Source organism: Corynebacterium sp. MSK006 (genome assembly GCF_030232385.1).
Taxonomy (GTDB): Bacteria; Actinomycetota; Actinomycetes; order Mycobacteriales; family Mycobacteriaceae; genus Corynebacterium; species Corynebacterium frankenforstense_A.
The window spans coordinates 33,828-52,436 of the sequence record NZ_JASPJZ010000004.1; the positions used below are offsets into that span (position 1 = coordinate 33,828).

Annotated in this window: 14 protein-coding genes; 6 read left to right on the plus strand and 8 right to left on the minus strand. The window is 69.8% G+C overall.

Annotated features, from left to right (window positions below; genetic code table 11):
* Window positions 1–112: 112 nt before the first annotated feature.
* Both hutU and QQA02_RS03680 read right to left on the minus strand, forming a co-directional pair.
* Complete coding sequence (gene hutU, locus QQA02_RS03675) at window positions 113–1,816, minus strand: urocanate hydratase (RefSeq protein WP_284773801.1); 1,704 nt, start codon at window positions 1,814–1,816, stop codon at window positions 113–115.
* A gap of 292 nt (window positions 1,817–2,108) precedes the next feature.
* Complete coding sequence (locus QQA02_RS03680; RefSeq protein WP_284773802.1) at window positions 2,109–2,984, minus strand: IclR family transcriptional regulator; 876 nt, start codon at window positions 2,982–2,984, stop codon at window positions 2,109–2,111.
* A 79-nt stretch (window positions 2,985–3,063) separates the two neighbouring features.
* Here QQA02_RS03680 and QQA02_RS03685 point away from each other — a divergent pair, with 79 nt between their 5' ends.
* Window positions 3,064–4,296, plus strand: a complete 1,233-nt coding sequence (locus QQA02_RS03685; protein WP_284773803.1) for an arginase family protein — start codon at window positions 3,064–3,066, stop codon at window positions 4,294–4,296.
* A gap of 272 nt (window positions 4,297–4,568) precedes the next feature.
* Here the strand turns inward: QQA02_RS03685 and rbsD are convergent, their stop codons facing one another.
* The 5 genes from rbsD to QQA02_RS03710 form a co-directional block, all read right to left on the minus strand.
* Entirely contained in the window at window positions 4,569–4,946 is a 378-nt protein-coding gene (gene rbsD / locus QQA02_RS03690) for a D-ribose pyranase (protein WP_284773804.1), read from the minus strand.
* A 21-nt stretch (window positions 4,947–4,967) separates the two neighbouring features.
* Window positions 4,968–5,933: a substrate-binding domain-containing protein gene (locus tag QQA02_RS03695; RefSeq protein WP_284773805.1), complete on the minus strand. Its 966-nt coding sequence runs from the start codon at window positions 5,931–5,933 to the stop codon at window positions 4,968–4,970.
* Between the two features lie 33 nt (window positions 5,934–5,966).
* A complete protein-coding gene (locus tag QQA02_RS03700; protein ID WP_284773843.1) occupies window positions 5,967–6,881 on the minus strand; it encodes an ABC transporter permease in 915 nt (304 codons plus the stop codon).
* Window positions 6,882–6,961: 80 nt separating this feature from the next.
* Window positions 6,962–8,569 carry a sugar ABC transporter ATP-binding protein gene (locus tag QQA02_RS03705; protein WP_284773806.1) on the minus strand — a complete coding sequence of 536 codons (1,608 nt, stop codon included), beginning with the start codon at window positions 8,567–8,569 and terminating at the stop codon, window positions 6,962–6,964.
* A gap of 57 nt (window positions 8,570–8,626) precedes the next feature.
* On the minus strand, window positions 8,627–9,736 hold the full coding sequence (locus QQA02_RS03710) for a LacI family DNA-binding transcriptional regulator (protein ID WP_284773807.1): 1,110 nt from the start codon (window positions 9,734–9,736) through the stop codon (window positions 8,627–8,629).
* A gap of 438 nt (window positions 9,737–10,174) precedes the next feature.
* Here QQA02_RS03710 and QQA02_RS03715 point away from each other — a divergent pair, with 438 nt between their 5' ends.
* Window positions 10,175–11,338, plus strand: a complete 1,164-nt coding sequence (locus QQA02_RS03715; RefSeq protein WP_284773808.1) for a histone deacetylase-like amidohydrolase — start codon at window positions 10,175–10,177, stop codon at window positions 11,336–11,338.
* Window positions 11,335–12,840: an APC family permease gene (locus QQA02_RS03720; protein ID WP_284773809.1), complete on the plus strand. Its 1,506-nt coding sequence runs from the start codon at window positions 11,335–11,337 to the stop codon at window positions 12,838–12,840. The genes QQA02_RS03715 and QQA02_RS03720 overlap by 4 nt, the downstream gene beginning before the upstream one ends.
* On the opposite strand, the gene QQA02_RS03725 is transcribed toward QQA02_RS03720, so the two are convergent.
* Window positions 12,824–14,275, minus strand: a complete 1,452-nt coding sequence (locus QQA02_RS03725; protein WP_284773810.1) for a PucR family transcriptional regulator — start codon at window positions 14,273–14,275, stop codon at window positions 12,824–12,826. The genes QQA02_RS03720 and QQA02_RS03725 overlap by 17 nt on opposite strands.
* 122 nt (window positions 14,276–14,397) lie before the next feature.
* Between QQA02_RS03725 and gabT the strand changes: the two genes are divergently transcribed.
* From gabT to QQA02_RS03740, 3 genes are all read left to right on the plus strand, one after another.
* Window positions 14,398–15,720 (plus strand): 4-aminobutyrate--2-oxoglutarate transaminase, encoded by a 1,323-nt coding sequence (gabT, locus tag QQA02_RS03730; protein WP_284773811.1) that lies wholly within the window; start codon window positions 14,398–14,400, stop codon window positions 15,718–15,720.
* Window positions 15,720–17,159, plus strand: a complete 1,440-nt coding sequence (locus QQA02_RS03735; protein ID WP_284773812.1) for an NAD-dependent succinate-semialdehyde dehydrogenase — start codon at window positions 15,720–15,722, stop codon at window positions 17,157–17,159. The genes gabT and QQA02_RS03735 overlap by 1 nt, the downstream gene beginning before the upstream one ends.
* Before the next feature lie 144 nt (window positions 17,160–17,303).
* A complete protein-coding gene (locus tag QQA02_RS03740) occupies window positions 17,304–18,602 on the plus strand; it encodes an aromatic amino acid transport family protein (RefSeq protein ID WP_284773813.1) in 1,299 nt (432 codons plus the stop codon).
* Window positions 18,603–18,609: the final 7 nt, after the last annotated feature.

An 18,609-nucleotide genomic window follows, 5' to 3' on the forward strand; every position in this document is an offset into this window, starting at 1 on the left:
TGCGCGCTGCGCCACTAGCGCCGCGCCACCGGCGCGCTGCGCCACCGGGACGCGGCGCCCACGCCGCAGCCGACGCGCCCGACGTGGGGCACGCGCGGCGTCGGCAATCGGATCAGTCGCGCTGGTTGAAGTCCATCGGCACGCGCACACCGCGCTCGTCGGCGACCTCCTTGGCGCGGGAGTAGCCGGCGTCGTAGTGGCGCAGCACGCCCATGGCGGGGTCGTTGGTGAGCACGCGCTCGAGCTTCTGGGCGGCCAGTTCGGTGCCGTCGGCCAGGGAGACCTGGCCGGCGTGGATGGAGCGGCCCATGCCCACGCCGCCGCCGTGGTGGATGGACACCCAGGTCGCACCGGAGGAGGTGGCGGTCAGGGCGTTGAGCAGCGGCCAGTCGGCGATGGCGTCGGAGCCGTCGATCATCGCCTCGGTCTCGCGGTAGGGGCTGGCCACGGAACCGGAGTCGAGGTGGTCGCGGCCGATGGCGATCGGCGCGGAGATCTTGCCCTCGGCGACGAGCTCGTTGAAGCGCACGCCGGCCTTCTGGCGCTCGTCGTAGCCGAGCCAGCAGATGCGGGCGGGCAGGCCCTCGAACTCGACGTACTCCTCGGCGGCGTCGAGCCAGCGGTGCAGGTGCTCGTTGTCGGGGAAGAGCTCCTTGAGGGCCTCGTCGGTGACCTTGATGTCGGCCGGGTCGCCGGAGAGCGCCACCCAGCGGAAGGGCCCGAGGCCCTCGCAGAACAGCGGGCGGATGTAGGCGGGCACGAAGCCGGGGAACTCGAAGGCGCGGTGGTAGCCGGCGTGGCGGGCCTCGTCGCGGATGGAGTTGCCGTAGTCGAAGACCTCGGCGCCCTCGTCCTGGAACTCGACCATGGCCTGGACCTGCATGGCCATCGACTCGCGCGACTTCTTGGTGAAGGTCTCCGGGTCGTCGGCGGCCTCGCGGTGCCAGTCCTCGACGGTGATCTCGCTGGGCAGGTAGCTCAGCGGGTCGTGCGCGGAGGTCTGGTCGGTGACCACGTCGACGGTGATCTCGCCGGCGCGGTGGCGGTTGAGCAGCTCGGGGAAGACGTCCGCCGCGTTGGCGACGATGCCGATGGAGACGGCCTCCTTGTCCTCCTTGGCCTGGCGGGCGCGGGCGACGGCCTCGTCGAGGTCGGTGTAGACCTCGTCGAGGTAGCGCTTGGACTGGCGGCGCTTCAGGCGGGTCTCGTCGACGTCGGCGATCAGGCAGACACCGCCGTTGAGGGTGACGGCCAGGGGCTGGGCGCCGCCCATGCCGCCGCAGCCGCCGGTCAGGGTCAGGGTGCCGGCGAGCGTGCCGTTGAAGCGCTTCTGGGCGACGGCGGCGAAGGTCTCGTAGGTGCCCTGCAGGATGCCCTGGGTGGCGATGTAGATCCAGGAGCCGGCGGTCATCTGGCCGTACATGATCAGGCCCTCGGCCTCGAGCTTGCGGAACTCCGGCCAGTTGGCCCAGTCGCCGACGAGGTTGGAGTTGGCGATGAGCACGCGCGGGGCCCACTCGTGGGTGCGCAGCACGCCGACGGGCTTGCCGGACTGGACGAGCAGGGTCTCGTCCTCCTCGAGGTCCTTGAGGGTCTCGACGATCTTGTCGAAGGCCTCCCAGCTGCGCGCGGCCTTGCCGGTGCCGCCGTAGACGACGAGGTCCTCGGGGCGCTCGGCGACCTCGGGGTCGAGGTTGTTCATCAGCATGCGCAGCGGCGCCTCGGTCTGCCAGCTCTTGGCGCTGATCTCGGTGCCGCGCGGGGCGCGCACGGTGCGCGGGCCGGACTGGGTGGTGTCGGTGTTCTGCTCGGTCACTGTTCCTCCTCGGGTCGGCGACATCCAGGCGCGGCCGGTGCGGCGCGCTATGTCGTGGATCAACTGTGTCCGTGACGGTAACGGCGGTCACATGTGGCGCGGTAGATTCGTCGAGGGGGTGGTGTCTGGTATTCGAGACAGTGCAGGCAAGCGCGGTTAAATTGCCGACGTCCCGGTGGTCGCCGGCGGCGGTGACGTGCGGGCGGGCGCGGGGCGGCGTGGGCGTCGGCGCGGGTGCCGGGGGCTGGGCGTGCGTTCTGTCGCGGGGGTTGGGCGCGCCCGGCCGCGCGCCTCAGCGCGCGCCGAAGACGGCCGCGCCGAGCGCGGCCGAGGCCTCCCGCAGGCTGCGCACCAGGCCCGCGCGGCCGGCCTCGTCGAGGCTGTCGACCGGGTGGGTGACCGTGATCGCCGCGGCCGGGCGGCTCAGGTGGTCGCGCACGGGCACGGAGACGGACTCCTGGCCGCGGGCGACGGCCTCGCGCTCGAGGGCGAAGCCGCGGGTGCGGATCGCGTCGAGCTCGGCGAGCAGCCGGCGCAGCGTGGGGCGGGTGGTGTCGGTCGATGCGGCGAAGTCGCCGGAGGCGGGGGTGGTGGCGTGGTCGGTGTCGTGGTCGGGGCCGGGCGCGGCGGCGTCCGCGCCGCCCGCCAGCGACGGTGCGGGAACCGGGGCGGGGCCCGACGGGATGTCGGGAAGGCTGGCCAGCACGGCTTTCACCTGGGCGTCGTTGAGCACGGAGAGCATCGCCAGGCCGGAGGCGGTGCGCAGGGCGGGAAGCCGTACGCCGACGTCGGTGATCAGCGCCTGCGCGCCGGGCGAGCGGACCTCGACCAGGTAGACGATCTCGGGGCCGACGAGGCGTGAGAGGTGCCCGGAGCCGCCGGCCTGCACGGCCAGCTCGCGCAGCCGCTTCTGGCCGAGGCGCACCAGCGGCTGCTGGGTCGTGTAGGCCTGGGCCATCTCGTAGGCGGCCACGCCCAGGCCGTAGGTCTGCTCGCCGGGGATGTGCATGACGAATCCGGCGGCCTCCATCTCGCGCAGCAGGTGGTAGGTGCTCGAGCGCGGCAGGTCGAGCTCGGCGCGGATGCGCGCGGCGGAGACGGGCACGTCGATTCGCGAGAGCAGCGCGAGGATGCGCAGCGTGTTCCGGGCGGCGGGGACCTGGGCCATGGGTCAAAGTCTCGCATCCGAGACGCGCCGGTGGGCCGAGGCGCGGCGCGCCGGGCGCGCGGGAACTAGGGTGCGCGGCATGTACACCCCCTTTGACCCCGCAGACTGGACCGGACGCGACGACGGACCCGGGCGTGAGCACGCCCGCTGGCACTCGGTGATCGAGGGCCTCGACCCGCGGGAGGCCTCGGGTGCCGGGACCGGTGCGGGCGCCGGAGTGTCCGGCTCCGGGTCCGGTGCGGGGGCCGGTGTGGCTTCCGGGGCCGGTGCGATTACCGGGGCCGGCGCGGCCGGGCTCGCGCTGCTCGGCTTCGCCAGCGACGAGGGCGTGGAGCGCAACGGCGGGCGCCGGGGCGCGGCCGCCGGCCCGGCGGCGCTGCGGAAGGCGCTGGCCAGCCTCGCCGTCCACGACGAGGTGGCTCGCGCCGACGCCGGCACCGTGCGCACCGAGGACCCGAACCTGGAGGGCGCGCAGCGCGAGCTCTCCGACGCGGTGCGTGACCTCGTGCGCGCCGGGCGCCTGGTGGTCGCGCTGGGCGGCGGCCACGAGATCGCTTGGGCCACGCACCGCGGTCTCTTCGAGGCGGTGGCCGGTTCGGGTGTTGAGGGCTCCGGCGCGGACGGTTCCGGCGCTGCGGGCTCCGGTGCCGCCGGTTCCGGTTCGGAGGGAGACGACGCCGCACCCGCGCCGGCGGGCGAGCGCGAGCGGATCGCGGTGGTGAACCTGGACGCGCACTTCGACCTGCGCGCCGCCGACCGGCCGACCTCGGGTACGCCGTTCCTGCAGATCGCCCGCCTGCACGGCGCGGGTGGTCCGGCGGCAGGTGCCCCGATCCCGGACTCGAGACCCGCTGCGGAGCAGGGCGCCGCCGGTCCGGACTCCGCCGGCCGGCCCGAATCACACGACTTCGACTACACGGTGCTCGGCATCTCGGAGCCGAACAACACCCGAGTCCTCTTCGAGACCGCCGAGGCCCTCGGCGTGCACACCGTCCTCGACGACGAGCTGGCGGAGATGACCCCGCAGCAGGCGGGCGAGCTGGTCGCGAAGGCCGTGGCGGATGCGGATCACGTGCACCTGAGCATCGACCTCGACGGGCTGCCGGCCTCGGTCGCGCCCGGCGTGAGCGCCCCGGCGGCGGTGGGCGTGAGCCTGGCGCATTACCGGGCGATGGCGCGCGCGGCGGCGGCCTCGGGCAAGCTGCGCCTGGTCGACGTCGCCGAGCTCAACCCCGAGTTCGACGTGGACAACCGCACCGCGAAGGTGGCCGCCCGCCTGATCAGCGACATCACGAGCGTCGCCGGGAAGTAGCGGGCCCGGCCCCGCGGATTCCTCCCGCCTGGCTCTCCCGGGCAGCCTCGTCTGTGTCTGCTTACCCCTGCCCGCCCTCGACCCAGCAAGCTCGCGCATAGCAAGGGCACGCCTTGCTGGGTCGAAAACCGCCCTTGCTATACGGGGCCTTGCTGGGCAGGCGGCCCCGGGCCCGGCTGACAGCCGCCCCAACCCCCGGAAACAACAAAAAGAGAGGGGACCGCCCGGGCACCCCGACGCATGGAGTCGAGGCACCCCGGCGGCCCAGGTCTCTAGAACGGCACCCCGCTGCGCAGGATGACGTTGGCGTAGGGCGTGGTCTCGCCGGTGCGGACCACGAAGCTGGCGTCGGCGACCCGGGCCTTGAGCTCCTCGTGGTCGACCTCGTCGAGCTCGACCTCGGCGGGCACGATCGCGCGGATCTCCTTCGGGGTCTGGGTGGCGATGGTGGCGTGCTCGATCTCGAGCACGTCGGTCAGCGCGTCGAGGACGTCGACGAAGCGGGGGATGCCGAAGACGAGCGCGAGGTCAACCACGGGCACGTCGGCGGGCACGGGCAGGCCGCAGTCGGCGATGACGACGGTGTCGGTGTGGCCCAGCCGGGCGAGGTGCCCGGCCAGCGGGGCGTTGAGGATGCCCTTTTTGAGCATGGTGTTCTCCTTTACTGGTGCCTACTGGTGCTCGGCGACGTTCTCGGCGGTCACGGTGACCACGTCGACGGGCAGGACGTCGGCGACCTCCTTGCCCTGCAGCAGCAGGGCGGCCTGGTCGACGGCGGCCACGCCGAGCTGGTCGGGCTGCTGGGCGATGGTGGCGGCCATGGTGCCGGCGGCCACCGCCTCGAGGCCGTCGAGGGTGCCGTCGAAGCCGACGACGGCGATGTCCTTTCCGGCGCGCCCGCCGACGGCCTCGATTGCGCCGAGCGCCATCTCGTCGTTCTCGGCGAAGATGCCCACGACGTCGGGGTTGGCCTGCAGCAGGTTGGATGCGACGTCGAGCCCCTTGGTGCGGTCGAAGCCAGCGGTCTGCATGCCGACGATCTCGATGTCGGGGTACTTGGCGATGCCCTCCTTGAAGCCCTGCCCGCGGTCGCGCGAGGAGGACGAGCCGGCGATGCCCTGCAGGACGATGATCTTGCCCTTGCCGCCGATGGCCTCGGCCATGGCGTCGGCCGCCTGGCGTCCGCCGGCGATGTTGTCGCTGGCCACGTAGGAGGTCAGCTCGCCGCCGTTGGAGGTGCGGTCGACGGCGACGACGGGGATGTCGGCCTGGTTGAGCGCGGTCACGGAGTTGGCCACGGCGTCGGAGTCGACGGGGTTGGCGATGACCACGCCGGTGTGCATGGCCGCGGCGTTGTTGAGCTGGTCGGCCTGCTTGAGGGCGTCGTCGCCGGCGTCCTGGATGTTCAGCGGGATGCCGAGCTCCTCGGCGCGTTGCTGCGCGCCGTCGCGTACCTGTACGAAGAACGGGTTGGACTGCGTGGACAGCGCCAGCGTGATCTCCTGCTCGGCTTCGCCGCGCCCGCAGGCGCTTAACGACGTCGCGAGTGCCACGGCGGTGACCAACGCTGCGGCCCGGCGGGCGGGACGGGCTGCGCCCGTCCGACGGCCGCGTGACCGGTTGATGAAGGTGAACATGTTGTGCTCCTCTGTCCTTTCCGGTTGCGGCCTCTACTGGGCGATGGTCTTGTTGCGGATGACGTCGAAGCCGACGGCGGCGGCGATGACGATGCCGATGACGATCTGCTGCCAGAAGGAAGAGACGTTGAGCAGGTTCAGGCCGTTGCGGATGACGGCGAGCAGCAGCGCGCCGACGAAGGTGCCGGTGGCCTTGCCGCGGCCGCCCGACAGGGAGGCGCCGCCGATGACGACGGCGGCGATGGCGTCGAGCTCGTAGCTGACACCGGCCTGGGGCTGGGCGGAGGACAGGCGGGCGGTCATGACCAGGCCCGCCCAGGCGGCGAAGAGGCCGGAGAGGGTGTAGACGGCGATGAGGATCTGGCGCACGGGCAGGCCGGACAGCCGGGCGGCCTCGATGTTGCCGCCGATGGCGTACATGGAGCGGCCGAGCACGGTGCGCGAGAGCACGAACCAGCAGATCAGGCCGGCCAGCAGCATCATCACGATGGGCATCGGCAGGAAGCCGAGGTCGGTGCCCATCCAGTTGACGGCGTCCGGGCTGGGCTGCGGGGAGCCCTCGGAGACGACCAGGGTCAGGCCGCGGGCGATGGACATCATCGCCAGGGTGGCGATGAAGGCGGGCAGCTTGCCGTAGGCGATGGAGGCGCCGGCGATGGCACCGCAGGCCAGGCCGGTCAGAAGGCCGAGGATCAGGGTGATCCAGCCGGGCAGGCCCATCTCGGCGAAGGAGTAGGCGGTGACCATGCCGCCGAGGGCGGCGACCGCGCCGACGGACAGGTCGATGCCGCCGGTGACGATGACGAAGGTCATGCCGAAGGCCAGGATGGCGATGGCGGCGGCCTGCACGCCGACGTTGATGAGGTTGTCGACGCTCAGGAAATGCGGGGTGGCGATGACCAGGATGACGATCAGGGCGATCAGGCCGACGAGGGCGCCGTTGTCCATCGCCCAGTTGCCCAGGCGGCGGCCGAACGAGGGGGACTTCTCCGCCGCGGCGGTGGCGCCGCGGGAGGTTGTGGTGGTGGTCATTGCTGGTTCTCCTTCTCGGCGGTGTCGGTGCCGGTGCGCCCGGAGGTGTCGGTCGTGGCGGTGCTGGCGGTGGTGGCGGTGGTGGTGTCGGCGGGGCCGGCGGTGGTGTCGGAGAGGCGGGAGACCGCCAGTGTCATGACCTCGTCCTGGGTGGCCTCGGGGGCCAGTTCGCCGGCGAGGCGTCCGCCGGACATGACGAGGATGCGGTCGGACATACCGAGGACCTCGGGCAGGTCCGAGGAGACCATGAGCACGGCGCCGCCGGTCTCGGTGAGGGCGTTGATGATGTTGTAGATCTCGACCTTGGCACCGACGTCGACGCCGCGGGTGGGCTCGTCGAGCAGCAGGACCATGGAGTTGGCCATGACCCACTTGCCGAAGACGGCCTTCTGCTGGTTGCCGCCGGACAGATCGCGCACGGGCTGGTCGATGCCGGCCATGCGCACGCGCAGCTTCTCGGCGACGGAGCTCGCCAGGGTGCGCTGGCCCTTGAGGTCGGCCAGACCGGCGGTCGCCGAGGACGACAGGGTGGCCAGGCCGATGTTCTCGCCGACGGAGGCGTCGAGGACGAGGCCCTGGTTCTTGCGGTCCTCGGGCACCAGACCCACGCCGTGGTCGATCGCGCCCTTGACGTCGCCCTTGCGCAGCTTCTTGCCGCGCACGGTCACGGTGCCGGAGTCGTAGGAGTCGGCCCCGGCGATGGCGCGGACCAGCTCGGTGCGCCCGGCGCCGACCAGGCCCGCGACGCCGACGACCTCGCCGCCGCGGACGGTGAGGCTGACGTCCTCGAACTTGCCGGCCGAGGAGAGGTGCTCGACGACGAGCAGCGGCTCGCCGGGGGTGCCGGCCTGGCGCGGGTACTGGTCGTCGATGTCGCGGCCGACCATGAGGCGGACGAACTCGGCCTCCTCGGTGTCGGGGGCGACCTCGGCGACGAAGGAGCCGTCGCGCAGGACGCTCACGGAGTCGGAGATGCGCGCGATCTCGTCGAGGTGGTGGGAGATGAAGATCATGCCCACGCCGGCGGCCTTGAGCTCGTCGACCACGCGGAAGAGCTGGTCGATCTCGTGGCCGGTCAGCGAGGCGGTCGGCTCGTCGAGGATGAGGATGCGCGCGTTCGTGGACAGCGCCTTGGCGATCTCGACGAGCTGCTGGCGGGCCACGGACAGCTCGCCGACGGGGGTGTCCAGGTCGATCTCGAGGCCGACGCGGTCCAGCGCCTCGGCGGCGCGGCGGCGCAGTTCGGTGAAGTTGACCAGTCCGCCGCGCGCCGGGGTGCGCCCGAGCATGATGTTCTCGGCGACGGACAGGGTGGGCACCAGGTTGAGTTCCTGGTAGATGGTGGCGATGCCGAAGGACTCGGCGGTCTTGGTGTCGGGGATGCGCACGGGTTTTCCGTCGACGAGGATCTCGCCGGAGTCGGGTTCGTGCACGCCGGCCATCATCTTGATGATGGTGGACTTTCCGGCGCCGTTCTCGCCGAGCAGGGCCTGTACCTGGCCCGGGCGCACGGCCACGGAGACGTCGTCAATCACTCGGACCGGGCCGAAGGACTTGCTCACGTGGCGCAGCTCGATCAGCGGCGCGGTGTCTGGGGCGGTCATCGTTCACCTCCTGGGGTGGGGGCTGATGGTGGGGAGAGTGGGGTCGGTGTTCTGGGTTCAGTTGGATTTGGGTACGGAGCGGCGGGTGATCAGGCGCGTGGGCACGCGGATGTGCGCCGGGCGGCCGGTGTGGTCGGTTTCAGTTGTGGTGTCGCCGGGGGCGCCGGTGACGAGGTCGGCGAGGATCTGCAGGGCGGTCAGCGCCATGCGGCGCACGTCCTGGTCGATGACGGTGATGGGGCGCGGCTGCAGGTCGAACAGGGGCTGGTTGTCGAATCCGATGACGGCGATGTCGACGCCGATCTCGAGGCCGCGGCGGTGGCAGGCCTCGATGACGCCGACGGTCATCATGGAGTCGCCGGCGAAGAGGGCGGCCACGCCCTGGTCGATGAGTTCCTCGGCGCCGCGGCGCCCGAGTTCCTGCTCGTAGCCGCCGCGGAAGACGTGGCTGGTATCGAGGCCGAGCCCGGCTGCGGCGGAGGTGAAGACCTCGAGGCGCTCGCGGCCGGTGGAGGTGGACATCGGCCCGGACAGGTAGCCGACGGGCAGGCTGCCGGCGTCGGCGAGCAGCTCGAGGGCGGCGGTCATGCCGGGGCGCGGGTCCGAGGTCACCGTGGGGATGGCGGGCGTGGCCTGTGGTCCAGGTCTGCTTGCCGACGCCGCGTCCTCGGCGGTGTCCGACGTCGGCGGTGCCGGGTCGGGCAGGGTGCGGTCGACGAGGACGACGGGGGTGCCGCCTGCGGCGAGTGCGCGGATCTGGGCGGCGCAGTCCTCGTGGGGCACGCAGATGATGCCGGCGACGCGCTGGTCGGTCAGGGCGTCGAGGGCCTTGGAGTGCTCTTCGGCGGACTCGTTGGTCGCGGCGACGATGGTGGTGATCCCGCGGGTGGCGGCGTGCTCCTGGATCGCGGTGACCATGGCGGCGAAGTAGTGGTTGACCAGGCTGGGCACGACCACGGCGATGGTGGTGGAGCGCGACATGCGCAGTGCGCGGGCCTGGATGTTGGGGCGGTAGCCGATCTCGGCGGCGGCCTGCGCGACGAGATCGCGGGTGGCCTGGGAGATGCGGTCGCTGCCGGAGAGGGCGCGGGAGGCGGTGGACACGGAGACGTCGGCGGCGCGTGCGACGTCCTTCAACGTCGGGCGGTGTGTGCGGCTGACGGTCATGTCGACTCCTCATCTCCCGTGCCGTGGGGGTGGTGTGCAAACGTTTGCATTAGGGTCAACGGTAGCCCGGATGTGGGACGGGGGCAAGGGGCGGGGGTGGGATGAGGCCGGATCGTGACCGGGGGAGGTTTTTGGTTTGGCGGCATGCTCGACCGGCGATCGGGTCGGCGTTTGCATGCGGTGACGCGATGACCCCGGGGCTGGGGTGGCATGCCCCCTAGATGGGGGTGATATTGCCAATCGATTCAGGCTTTATTGGCGATCGTTATTTTTCCAGACAATTCGATATTTTCGCCGGAGAATATGCGGTCGGCGGCGAAGTGTGTGGGGGGTTGGGCCCGGCTTTTGCGAATGGCCAGCGACAATGAACATGTTGGGAATCTACTATGTCGGCAATCACAATATGACGGCCGTTCATTTTCGGAAGGAAGTGCTGACATGACTACCGACAACCTTGACAAGCCCCGTGTGGGTTTCCTCTGGGAGACGCTCTACGGTTGGCACGACACCGGTTCGGGAGGCGACGAGCCCTCTGACCCCGCCCGCGGACTTCAGCCGGTCAACCGACACTTCTCGGCTCCGGGGCCGAAGCGTCGACTGAACGAGATCATCCAGGTCTCGGATCTCCGTCAGCATCTCACGCATCTCCAGGCCACTCCGGCCACTGAGGAGCAGATCCTGAGGGCGCACACGAAGCGCCACTACGACTACATCGTCTCCCAGTCGGAACTGCCCAAGGGTGGTGACTGCGGTGACGGCGGGTCCCCCTTCGGCCACAATGCCCTGCAGATCGCGCAGCTTTCGGCGGGTGGAGCGATCACCGCGGTCAACTCGGTGCTCGACGGCGAGGTTGACCGCGCCTACGCGTTGATCAACCCGCCCGGACACCATGCGGAGCGCGATCGTTCCCTGGGCTTCTGCCTCTTCAACAACTCGTCGGTGGCGGTGGCTGACGCTCTCGAGCGGCCCGAGGTCTCCAAAGTCGCGATCATCGACTGGGACGTCCACCACGGCAACGGCACCCAGGACATCTGGTGGGAGGATCCCCGCGTCCTGACGGTCTCGATCCACCAGGACCGCAACTTCCCGGTTGACTCCGGCTTCATCGAAGAGCGAGGTGCCGGCGAGGGCCTTGGCGCAAACTTCAACATTCCGCTGCCTCCAGGTGCCGGCAACGAGGTTTACCTGGCTGCGATCAAGGAGTCGGTCATCCCGGCTCTCGAGGAGTTCCAGCCGGATCTGATCGTCGTCGCGACCGGTTATGACGCGGCCATGATGGACCCGCTCGGTCGGATGATGGTGACCACCGAGGGCTACCGGGAGATGACCGATTTGATGATCGGTGCTGCAAAGCGTCTCTGTGCAGGCAAGCTCGTCTTCATCCAGGAAGGCGGCTACTGCCAGTACTACGTCCCCTTCTGCGGGCTGGCGACCATGGAATCCCTCACTGAGCGATCGGCGGGCTTCGACGACGCGTACGCGTCGATCGTCGACGGGCAGATCCGCACCGAAATCACAGCTGAACAGCGCGAGCACCTGGATCGCGCGCGCGAGGCCTACTTCAGCGAAGCCTCGACGGGGCTGGGAGAGGTGGCGTCATGACGACGCCAGACTCGGGCCGCAGCCTGAAGACGCACCATGTCGTCTTCCTCGTGGTCGCCGCAGCGGCTCCGTTGACGGTGGTTTCTGCGGGCGCGACGGCGGCATATGCCACCTCCGAGATGGCGGGTGTGCCGGTCGGTTATCTGCTGTGTGGGGCACTTGTCGCGGTCTTTGCTGTCGGATTCTGTGCGATGGCCCGCGAAATCCCCAACACCGCAGCGTTCTTCTCCTACGTGTCGGCAGGTATGGGGCGAAGCCACGGTTTGGCTGCTTCCTGGCTCGCGATCGTCTCCTACATCGCGATGCAGACCGCGCTCTACGCGCTTCTGGGGTTCACGGCCCAAGGCCTTATCGCCTCAGTCGCGGGCGTGAACATCTCCTGGGTGATCTGGTCGTTGCTGGCGGCGGCAGGCGTGGCGTTTCTCGGGGTGCGTTCCGTGGACGTCGCCTCCCGCATCCTCGGAGTGTTGCTCGCATTGGAATTCCTCGCCGTCCTGATCTACTGCGTGGTCTCGCTCAGTCGGCCTGCTGAAGGCATATACACATCGACTTTGATGCCGTCTGCTCTCTTCGGTGCCGGCACCGGTACCGTGCTGGCCTTCACGATCGCCGGGTTCATGGGCATTGAGAGCTCCGCGATGTACTCCGAGGAGGCCCAACGACCGGAGAAGACCATCCCGCGGGCGACACTCATCGCGGTCACCCTGATGGCCGGTTTCTACTCGTTCTCTGCGTGGGCCATCGCGCAGAGCGTGGGCGAGTCATCGATCATCGCGGCGGCTCAGGATGAAGGAGCGGACCTCTTCTTCAACTTCCTCGCTGACAACGGCCTTGGCGGACTGGTCCCGTTCATCCGGCTGCTGCTTCTGACTTCCCTCTTCGCTGCGGTTACCTCGTTCCACAACACCGTGGCCCGGTACTTCATGGCACTCGGTCGTGAGCGGGTCATCTGGCCGAAGCTCGGGACGATGGGGCAGGGCGGAGCGCCCGTCAACGGTTCGCTGGCTCTGTCGGTCTTCAGCGCTTGCGCGATCGTCCTCGCGTACATTGCAGAAAAGATCATCGGCTACGGCGACGCTTTCCCCGCGGACATCGTGTTCTCGTGGATGAGCAACGCCGGCGGGTTCGGGTTGATCTTCCTTCTGCTCATCACGAGCATCTCGGTGATCCTCTACCTCCGGAAGAACGACAACTCCTACTCCGTGTTCATCACCACGATTGCGCCGGCGATCGCGACGGTCGGCTTCGGGACGATGTTCTTCGTCGTTCTCGCGAACTTCAACAAGCTCATCGGAGACGAAGGACTGTGGTACCTCGTCTTCATCATCCCGGGCATCATCCTCGCCTGCGGCGTCGCGGGCTACATCCGGGGAGAGTTCCTGCGCTACCGCCGGCCTCATATCTACCGGAACATCGGCTCCGGCCATGCGCCGACCCTGGACCGGGGTGAAGACCTCGGAGACGCCGACGGGATTGACGAGAAGGTCAGCTCGCGGGCGTAGCGGCGGCGAAGAACGCCTCCGCGAAGACTGCCGGATCGCCGAGATCGAGTTCGCAGATGCGCTGGATCTGGGCGATCCGGTTGCGTGTGGTGTGCCGGTGCACGCCGAGGGCCTCCGCGGTGGCGGAGAGCTGACCGCCGTGGCGCAGATACACGGTCAAGGTGCGGGCGTACTCGGTGCCGTGGGTGGCGTCGTGCTCACGCAGAGGCCCGAAGATCTCCGCCGCTCGAGCGCGGAAGGCGGAGCGGACGGCGGGCTCGGCGAGCCAGGACATGTCCGTGTCCGTCGGGCCCAGATGCTCACCCACGCCCAGGTGGAAGGCGCGGGTGGCCAGAGAGCTGACGTAGTCGGCGTCGATCTCGTCGACGGGAACGAGTCGCCCGATCGCGATGCGCACCTTGGTGGCGGTGGGGCCGAACATGTCCAAAAGGGTCTCCGCCGACTGTCCGGGCCGGCACAGTGCGATGAAACAGGTGGATGAAACGTTCAGCGCATAGAGGAACCGGCCCTGCTGCTCCGATGCGGCGTCGAAGGCGTGCCGGGCCCGGGCGAGCAGCCGGGCGTTGTCGGCGGCCACCACCACCGGTCGGGTCATGCCCTCGGCGTCGACGGGCCAGTCGCGGTCCGCGGGTAGCTGGAGTGGGCCGTCCGAGAGGTCAAGGCGCAGCGCGAGCGCGAGCGAGTTGATGTCGTTGCGTGCGCTTCGCAGGTCCGCGGGCCGGGCGAGCAACATGTCCGCCAGGCCGGTGCAGTGCCGCACCAGTGCCTGGTCCTGGGTGTTCAACGCCTTCGCCGAGCTGACCTCGAGGCTGTGGTGGCGGTCGGCGCGGGAGGCCATTCTGTAGGCGGAATAGAAGGTCCGCTCGCCCGCGGTTTCCGCGCGGGTGAGCTCCGGAGAGACCGCGGAGTCGATCATCTCCCCGTCGGCGTTCCTGAGCACCAGCCGGGCGGCCAGGAGCTCGGCGCCTGCCGTGAGCAGCCCACGCAGCGAGCCCGTCACCGCGGTCGTCGTCAATCGGGCCTGTGCGTCGACCAGGCGTTGGTACTCCAGCTGTTCGCGCCGCCGCTGCTCCTGGCCGGCGGTCGTGACGATGGAGATGAACGGGACGTGCCGGGGCACCTCGAACACACCCACACCGCGCCGCCGTGCGGTGGTCAGGACCTGCTCCGGAACCGTGGGGAACCCGACGCCGGTGCCGAAGCCGATGGCCACGGCGCCGGCGTCGATGAGGTGCTCGATGTACCGGGGCAGTTGCTCGGGGCGGTCCTGAAAGGCGATGCCGACGGTGAGGACCAGCGAATCCGGCTGGATGAACTCGGAGGCGTCCTCCAGTTCGCTGGGCTGGACGAAGCTGAACGTCTCCACCGTCGGGCGACACAGCTGTCGCAGGGAGAGTGACCGTTGCGCCAGCAACCACCCGAAGCTGAGATCCATGCAATCGCCGCCTTGTACAAATTGGTGGAATATCTTCGCCACATCGTACATGGCGTGAATCACTAATCAGGCTCCATACTCACTGGAACCAAGCCAACGTCCCGTGTGAACAGGAGCCCACAATGAAGGATCTCGACTACCACGTTCCGCAGCAGCGGACCATCTCCACCCAGGGCATGGGCCCGGTCAGCAGCGAGCTCGACGCCCGTCGCCAGAACGCCGTCGCCCGCGCCCTCTCTCCCGGCCTGCCCGGTTACGTCGTCGCCGCCGACGGTGGCGTCCTCGTCGACGCCGACGGCAACTCGTTCATCGACTTCGCCTCCGGCATCGCCGTGACCAGCGTCGGCGCCTCGAACCAGCGCGTCGCGGCCGCCGTGGCCGAGGCCGCCGCCCAGTTCACCCACACCTGCTTCATGATCTCGCCCTACGAGTCCTACATCGCCGTGTGCGAGAAGCTCGCCGAGCTCACCCCGGGCGACCACGCCAAGAAGTCGGCCCTGTTCAACTCCGGCGCCGAGGCCGTCGAGAACGCCGTGAAGGTCGCCCGCTCCTACACCGGCAAGAACGCGGTGGCGGTCTTCGACCGCGCCTACCACGGCCGCACCAACCTCACCCTCGCGATGACCGCGAAGAACAAGCCCTACAAGACCCTCTTCGGGCCGTTTGCCTCCGACGTCTACCGCGTGCCGTCGTCCTACCCGCTGCACGACGGGCTCACCGGCCCGGAGGCGGCCGAGCGCACCATCAAGGTCCTCGAGCAGGAGATCGGCGCGGAGAACCTGGCCTGCGTCGTCATCGAGCCGATCCAGGGCGAGGGCGGCTTCGTGGTCCCGGCCGAGGGCTACCTGCCCGCCCTGGTCGAGTGGTGCCGCAAGAACAACGTCGTCTTCGTCGCCGACGAGGTCCAGGCCGGCTTCTGCCGCTCCGGCGAGTGGTTCTCCGTCGACCACGAGGGCGTGGTGCCGGACGTCGTCGCCACCGCCAAGGGCATCGCCGGCGGCATGCCGCTCTCCGCGGTCACCGGTCGCGCCGACATCATGGACGCCCCGATCCCGGGCGCCCTCGGCGGCACCTACGGCGGCAACCCGGTCGCCTGCGCCGCCGCGCTGGCCGCCATCGAGGAGATGGAGACCCACGATCTCGCCGGCCGTGCCCGCGAGATGGAGACGATCATCCGCCGCCACCTCGAGCCGCTGCTCGAGCTCGATGTGGTCCGAGAGGTCCGCGGCCACGGTGCGATGATCGCGGTCGAGCTCGTCGACGGCGAGATCACCGGCGCCGTCGCCGCCGCCTGTAAGGCCGCCGGCGTGCTCATCCTGACCTGCGGCCTGGACGGCAACGTCATCCGTCTGCTGCCCGCCCTGACCATCCCGGAGAACCTCCTGGTCGAGGGCCTCGAGATCATGGCGGAGGCGATCAACACCCAGGCGAAGGAGCGTGCCTGATGATTCTCTCCGAGCACCTGCCCCAGGACATCCCCACCGGCGCGGAGCCCTACTTCGACGTCCGGGACCCCGCCACCGAGGAGACCGTCGCCCACGTCCACGACTCCGCCGCCGAAGAGTGGGACGCCGCGCTGGCCGCTGCCGTCGAAGCACAGGCCGCGTGGGCGAAGGTCAGCCCCCGTGAGCGCGCGGTCATCCTGACCGACATGTACCGGGCCCTCGTTGAGCGCACCGAGGACCTCGCCCGCACCATCACCCTCGAGATGGGCAAGCCGCTGGCGGAGGCGCGCGGCGAGGTCGCGTACGGCGCCGAGTACTTCCGCTGGTTCGCCGAGGAGGCGGTACGCCTGCCCGGCAGGTTCTCCCCCTCGCCCTCGGGCGCGGGCGACATCCTGGTCACCCGCACCCCGGTCGGCCCGGTGCTGGCGATCACCCCGTGGAACTTCCCGCTGGCCATGGCCACCCGCAAGATCGCCCCGGCGCTGGCCGCCGGTTGCCCGATCCTGGTCAAGCCCGCCAGCGAGACCCCGCTGACCATGCTCCTCGCCGGGAAGATCATCACCGACGTGCTCGCCGAGGCCGCTGCACCAGAGGCGCTGGTGAGCATCCTGCCGACCACCGACGACGCCGGTCTGTCCAGCCGCCTGATGGCGGACGAGCGACTGCGCAAGATCACCTTCACGGGATCCACCGCCGTCGGCAAGCTGCTGGTCCGTCAATCCGCGGACAACCTGCTGCGCAGCTCGATGGAGCTCGGCGGCAACGCCCCGTTCCTCATCAACGCCGACGCCGACCTCGACCGCGTGCTTACCTGCGCCATGCAGGCCAAGATGCGCAACGGCGGCGAGGCCTGCGTGGCCGCGAACCGCTTCCTCGTCCACGAGCACGTCGCCGAGGAGTTCACCCGTCGGCTCGTCGAGTCGATGGCGGCGCTGCGGCCGGGACACGGCCTCGAGGAGGATTCGACCCTCGGCCCGGTCATCACCGCCAAGCAGCGCGACCGCATCGCCGAGCTCGTCGATGACGCGCTGGCCGCCGGCGCGACCGCGCTCACCGGCGGCGGCAGCGACGCGGTCGCCGAAGGCCCCGGCCACTTCTACCCGGCGACCGTGCTCACCGACGTGCCGGCCGACGCGCGCATCCTCCACGCGGAGATCTTCGGTCCGGTCGCCACCGTGGTGACCTTCGCGGACCTCGACGAGGGCATCGCGCTGGCCAACGACACCGAGTACGGCCTCGCGGCCTACGGGTTCAGCGACAACATCGACACCTGCCGACGCCTGGCCACCGAGCTCACCGCCGGGATGGTCGGCATCAACCGCGGAATGATCTCGGACGCCGCGGCGCCCTTCGGCGGCGTCAAGCAGTCCGGCTTCGGCCGCGAGGGCGGAACGGAGGGCATCGAGGAGTACCTCGACACCCGCTACGTCGCCCTCTGACCCCGGCGGGGCGCGCGCCACCCGCCACGCCCCACCTCTACCCGGCCGACCCGCCCGATCAGCGCCAGCTGATCGGGCGCGACGCGATCGGCCACCGAGGACCCACCACCCACGACACCGTAAACCAGCAAGGACACCGAGACCATGACAGCCACCCAGAATCTGCCCGCCGCCTCGGCCACGCCCCCGCAGGGCGTCAGCAAGCCGAAAGGCGCGGCGAACCCAGCCACCCCGGCCGACACGGACCAGGACCTCGACTACCGGGCCAGCACGATCACCCCGCTGCAGGGCGTGGCGCTGATCTTCGGGACCAACATCGGCGCCGGCATCCTCAGCCTGCCCTACGCCGGGCGCAACGGTGGCTTCCTCGCCCTGGTGCTCGCGCTGCTCATCGCGGGCACGCTGACGACGATCTCGATGTTCTACGTCGCCGAGGTCTCCCTGCGCACGAAGCGCCCGCTGCAGCTCTCCGGCCTGGCCGAGCACTACCTGGGCAACTGGGGCCGGTGGGCGGTCTTCATCGCGATCATGGTCAACGGCATCGGCGCCCTGATCGCTTACGCCGCCGGTTCCGGCGAGCTGATCCACAACCTGACCGGCGCTCCGGAGATCGTGGGCACGCTGATCTTCTTCGCCATCGGCACGGCCATCATGTACAAGGGCCTGGAGGCCACTGGCGTCACGGAGATGCTCATCACCGCCGGCATGGCGACGATCATCCTCATCCTCTGCGGCTGGACCTTCATCGGCCCGGGCATCGAGATGGCCAACGTCGTGGTGCTGCACCCCTACTTCATCATCCCGATCATGAACCTGGCCGTGTTCACCTTTATGGCCCAGTACGTGGTCCCGGAGATGGTCCGCGGCCTGGAGCAGGACCACTCCGCGCAGATCTCCAAGGCGATCATCGCCGGCATGGTCATCACGGGCTTCACCCTTTCGCTGGTGCCCTTCGCCGCGCTCGGCCTCATGGGTGAGAAGGTCTCCGAGGTGGTCACCCTGTCCTGGGGCGAGGAGCTCGGTCCGGCGGCCTACTACCTGGCCAACGTCTTCGCTCTGTTGGCGATGTTCACGTCCTTCATGGCCATCGGCTACACGACGATGCGCAACATCCTGGACATGGCCCACTGGCCCCAGCACGGCTGGCAGCGTGGTCTGGCCGTGGCGCTGACTGCGGTGCCGCCGTTGATCATCTGCTTTGCGGGCATGGGCGGGTTCGTCTCGGCGCTCAGCTACGCCGGCGGCCTGGCGGGCGTGGTCATGTCGATCGTGCCGGTCATGCTGCTGCGTGCCTCCCGGGCGCGCGGTGATCGCGAGCCCGCGTGGCAGGTCGGCTGGTCGGCTCACCCGCTGATCCAGTGGACGATCATCGCCGTCTACGGCCTTGCCGGGCTGTACTCCGTGGGCACGATCCTGGGCCTGGTCCCCGCCGGTTGGCAGTGACCTGAGG